We start from the raw sequence: 4,891 nt of genomic DNA, 5'->3' as shown, positions 1-4,891 counted from the left end.
CCCTTGAACGGCGTCAGATACTCCGGCGTGAGCTTGTTCATGGCCCAGAGCAGGCCGCGTGTCACGAGGTCGAGGTAGCGCGCATCGGCCACGGTGTCGTTGTTGTGGCCGATGGTGGTGCTGAAGCTCCGTGCTCCCACTTTCTCGTTCGTCCAGGCCACCACGTAATCCACGTCCTTGCCTTTGACGACCTGCTTGCCCATGGCCAGCGGATGGCCGTCGAAGATGTTCACGTTGTTGTAGAGCTCTTCTTTGATGGTGGTCCAGTCGGCGAGCGGCTTGGTGATCGGGTGATCCTTGTCCACAAACGTGATGGCGATCGGCTCCTGCGGGCCGTGCGAGGCGGACTGGATGCCGAGGTGCTTGAACCACATATCCGTGCCGGTGCGGAAGCTGTGCATGGCGCAGTGCAGGTGCACGGCTGGGATGGTCTGGTGCACATCGAGGATGCGCTTCACCAGCGCCATGTCCTTCACACCGGCGGCGCATTCGTCATGGATGATGATGTCGTAGCCCTTGGCCCAGTCCGGATTGTCATAGATCGGCAGCGGCGGGGTGACGGACTTGTCATCCGTCCAGACCACATCCACCTGCACATTCGCCCGCGCCTGAATGCCCTGGCTCAGGATGATGTGCTGCTTGGCATAATCATGGCAGCAGCCACCGGCGATGAGGAGGGCTTTGAGCGGCTTGGTTTCGGCGTGGCCAATGGAGGCTACGGCAAGGAGGAACAGGAGGGCAAAAGAACGCATGAGAAATTGGGGAACGCAGAAGCCGCACAAAAAGCGGGGTTTCTATCAGAAAAGTATTGAAAATGAAAATCGGTCGGCACCGCAAGGTCACAGCGCCCAAGGAGCGCGGGCCTCCGAGCCCGCAGCGGGTCGCCTTCACACTGCGGGTGGTGTTTCATGACCAGCATCGCCAACACGAGGATAATGGGAAGAAAGAGATAAGGTGGCGAGGACGATTCGGCGCTGTCTATGCTAGCGGAACCGAGCGAGGCGAGATAGACGACCGCAGGGAGCCCACAGGGTGAGCGCAGCGAATCAATGCTGCGGACTCGGAGGTCCGCGCTCCTCAGCGACTGAAGCGCGCCTTGATCAAATGGCTGCCGAGGATCCACACCTTGTGCAGTTTGCTGAGGCGGCAACGTTTGGTGAAGACGGGATAGCGCTCGCGCTTGAGCTTTTCGAGGATGCGCGAGTAGATGGCGGCCATGATCTCGGAGGCGACCATGTTTTTACGGTCTTCCGGCGGCAGCGCCTTCTCGGCGGCTTCGTAGTAGCTGCGCGCACGGGCATACTGGAAGTCCATCATCTTGATGAAGCGCTCGCTCGGGCGGGCGTCCAGAATTTCAGTTTCCAGCACGCCGAACTTCCGCAGCTCGGCCTGGGGGATGTAGATACGACCGGTGTCCCGCGCATCCTGGCCCACGTCACGGATGATGTTCGTGAACTGCAGCGCGTAGCCCAGATTGATGGCGTAGTCCTTGGTGGCAGGATTTTGATGCCCGAAGATTTGGATGCTCACCAGCCCGACCACGCTGGCGACTTTGTAGCAGTAGCCCAGCAGTTCCTCAAAGGTCTCGTAGCGCGTCTTGGTGATGTCGCTGGCCACGCCGTCGATGATCTCGCACAGCCAGGCACGCGGGAAGCTGTATTTCTCCGGCAGCAGGAGCATCTCATCCAGCACGGGATGCCCCGGCGGCTGGCCCTGCTCCACGCAGTGCTTCCAGTGGTTGAGCTCCTTCTCCTTGTCCGCTTCGCTGACATTCGGGTCGTCTGCGATGTCATCCACCACACGGCAGAAGGCGTAAAACGCGATCATGTCGCGGCGGCGTTCCTTGGGCAGGCAGGCGAGCGCGAAAGCGAGGTTCGACTTCGCCCGCCGCACGATCTGTTCTGGAGAAAGCGTGCCGCTGGTCATGCGGAAGGGGAACGTGAAAAGCCAAAGCGCAGCATGAGAAGTAGGGCCGTTAGCAATAGCCAGCAATCGAGCATGGCAAGCACCAAAGCACTTAGGGGGTGCTCGATGATGCGCCAAAATGGCGATTCAGCGCATAAAGCGCGCCCCATTTCCACGGTGTAGAGCGCGAGAATAAAGATGAAGAGGGAGGTGATGGCGAGCATGAGCAAAGGCAGGGCAGCACGCCACAGGATGCGCAAGGCAGCGGCTCCCTGATGCCAAAACGGGCCGGAAACCGCCGCCACCGCGACCGGCAGAGCCGCAAAGATGAGGAGAAGCTCGATCCACCACCACGCGCCCACACTTTGTGGCGTATTGAGCTGCCACCAGCGCCAACTCATCCACAGGAGATTAAATCCCGCGAGAAATGCCACGCCCTGCCAGCGCGCAAAGGCATGCTCCAGCGCAGCAGCGGCATCGCCCCCGGCCTCCGTGTCCTGCGGCTTTTCCCAGGCCATGACGAAGCGCACCAGCCACACCTGCACACCCGCAGCAGCCAGGGCGGTGAAGGCATAGCGCAGCCCCAGCTTCAGCGTTTCCACGCCTTCAGCCAGCATGTGCCGCGCGCTGGAGGCCTCCAGCCCCAGCCAGGCAAACGCCAGCAGCGTTACAATGAGCAGGCCAAACTTCTGCTCCGGCCCGGGCCTGCGCTCACCGTAGCGGTAGGGCCAGCGCCAGATGCGGATCGTCAGAAACACGAGCACCAGCGGCACCCCACAGGCCAGCGGCCACGGCGGCATCAGCGCATGCGGCAGCGCGGCCATGTGCGCCAGCGCATCACGCGCCAGCGGCAGGATGATTTCTCGCCAGTCGGTGAGCTGGGACAATGAATAGGGCGCATGCGATGTCTCGCCAAAAACCCCGGCCAGCAGCAGGGCCCCGGCGGTCAGGAGGATCAAAGCCGGGCGCAGCCGCAGGCAGTCCCAGGCGTCTGACAAATGCCTGCGCAGCGGATGCCAGCGCAGGTGCAGCACCAGCCCGGCGGCAAAGCCGAGGAGGGCGAGCACGGTCGTTTGCCAGTGGGTCGAATTCAAAGCGGTTGATCAATTCGCGAAAACATCTCGACATGCCAGTGCGTATTCGCTTCTCTCCCTTTCGCCATGAAATCGCCCGCCGCCCTCCTGCTCGCCTGCCTGTCCTTCTCTTCTGCTGCTCTCGCCGAAAACTGGCCGAGCTGGCGTGGGCCGAATCAAGACGGCTCTTCGGGTGAGACCGGCCTGCCGGCCAAGTTCAGCCCCACGGAAGGCGTGCGCTGGGCAGCGGATGTGCCGGGACTCTCCGCCTCCGTCCCCGTCATCTGGGGCGACAACATCTTCATCACCGCTCCGATTGATGCGGAGAAAAAACTCGTGGGTCTCTGCTACGACAAGCAGACCGGCAAGGAAAAGTGGCGCACCACCATCAGCGAAGGCTCGGAGATTCAGTGGGACGACAAGAGCAACCTCGCCAGCCCTTCCGCTGTCACAGACGGTGACCGCGTTTATTTCCTCTTCGCCAATGCCATCGCCGCTGCGTGCGACTTTGAAGGCAAGATCGTCTGGAAGCGCGACTTCAAGGAAACGCACGGCGCCTTTGCCACGCAGTGGACCTACGGCAGCAGCCCCGCGCTCGACGGTGGCAAGCTCTACATCCAAGTGCTGCAGCGCAATGAAGCCTTCAAATTCCAGGACAAGTTTGAAAAAGGCACCGCAGGCAAGGACATGAGCAGCTACATCCTCGCCATCGATCCCGCCACCGGGAAGGACCTCTGGAAGCACATCCGCCCCAGCCTCGGCAGCACGGAATCGCTGGAAGCTTTCAGCAGCCCTATTTTCGCCACTTCCAAGGGCAAGCGCCTCATGCTCATCTCCGGTGGTGACACCCTGACCATCCACGACGCCGCCACCGGCAAGGAACTCTCCCGCATCGCCACTTGGAACCCACCGGGCGAAGGCTACAACAAGTTCTTCCGCCTCGTCCCCTCCCCTGTGACCGGCGAAGGCATGGCCATCGTCTGCGCTCCCAAGAATTCCCCCATCTTCGCCATGCCGCTGGATTCCAAAGGCGAGACCAAGCCCGTGTGGCAGACGGAGCCCAAAGGTGTGACCAGCGACGTGCCCACGCCTGCCTTCTACAAGGGCAAATTCTACGTCCTCGACGGCGGCAAGAAAACCCTGAGCTGCCTGGAGCCCAAGACCGGCAAGGTCGTGTGGACCGGCGAACTCGGCGGCAAGACCAAGTTTGAAAGCAGCCCGACCGTGGTGGATGACAAAGTGTACTGCATCAACTTCTGGGGCGAAGTCTATGTGGCCAAAGCCAACAGTGACGCCTTTGAACTTCTCTCCATGAATGAAATGGGCAACGGTTCCAAGCCCAACGGCAACGCCGCCAGCGTGCGCGCCAGCGTCGCCGTGAGCGATGGCTGCCTCTTCATCCGCTCGCAGGACAAGCTGTACTGCATCGGCAAGAAAGTGGTCGCAGCCCCTTGAGTACGATGGGCACTCATGCCCGTCGATCAGCGTGTCCTTGCCTCACCGGCACTCAAGCGCCATGCCCCGAAGTTGGCGGCGCTCCAGGGTCAGGCTCAAAACAGGCTCATGAGCCTCATTTGATCCTGATCCTATCAGGCTCACAGGCTCACTACCTATATATAGGTAGTGAGCCTGTGAGCCTGACATCAGAGGGTACACCAACGGGTAAAGAAACAAAGCCCCCTGTGGGTGTTTTCAATGCCGCTGGAAGCATCACGTGGCATGGAGTGGTATGATGGCTCAGGTTTCAACCCCCGTCGCCGGGCTGGGAATTAGGATCACCGCAGGATCAACCCAGGCTCATGAGCCTGTGATCCTGCCGCCAGGGTCACGGGCGAATGAGGTGCCAAACCGGTGCCATTGGGCTCTGATCCGGGTTTGGTATCACGGTATCAAACCACCCCCAGACAGGATCT

4 protein-coding genes are annotated in these 4,891 nt (G+C 61.1%); 1 reads left to right on the top strand and 3 read right to left on the bottom strand.

Annotated elements, in window-relative coordinates:
- The 3 genes from ACIREA_RS26655 to ACIREA_RS26645 form a co-directional block, all read right to left on the bottom strand.
- Positions 1–752, bottom strand: a 752-nt coding sequence (locus ACIREA_RS26655; RefSeq protein WP_397385362.1) for a ThuA domain-containing protein, incomplete at its 3' end; no start/stop codon positions are given.
- Positions 753–1,077: 325 nt separating this feature from the next.
- On the bottom strand, positions 1,078–1,926 hold the full coding sequence (locus ACIREA_RS26650; protein ID WP_397385361.1) for a phytoene/squalene synthase family protein: 849 nt from the start codon (positions 1,924–1,926) through the stop codon (positions 1,078–1,080).
- Positions 1,923–2,972, bottom strand: coding sequence for a hypothetical protein (locus ACIREA_RS26645; protein WP_397385360.1), 1,050 nt, complete (start codon positions 2,970–2,972; stop codon positions 1,923–1,925). The genes ACIREA_RS26650 and ACIREA_RS26645 overlap by 4 nt, the downstream gene beginning before the upstream one ends.
- A gap of 93 nt (positions 2,973–3,065) precedes the next feature.
- Here ACIREA_RS26645 and ACIREA_RS26640 point away from each other — a divergent pair, with 93 nt between their 5' ends.
- On the top strand, positions 3,066–4,433 hold the full coding sequence (locus tag ACIREA_RS26640; RefSeq protein WP_397385359.1) for a PQQ-binding-like beta-propeller repeat protein: 1,368 nt from the start codon (positions 3,066–3,068) through the stop codon (positions 4,431–4,433).
- The last annotated feature ends 458 nt before the right edge of the window (positions 4,434–4,891 follow it).

The sequence above is a fragment of the Prosthecobacter sp. genome (assembly GCF_044373815.1).
Taxonomy (GTDB): Bacteria; Verrucomicrobiota; Verrucomicrobiia; order Verrucomicrobiales; family Verrucomicrobiaceae; genus Prosthecobacter.
The sequence above is the reverse complement of the archived record's forward strand: the minus strand, read 5'-3'. Positions and strand labels throughout refer to the sequence as shown.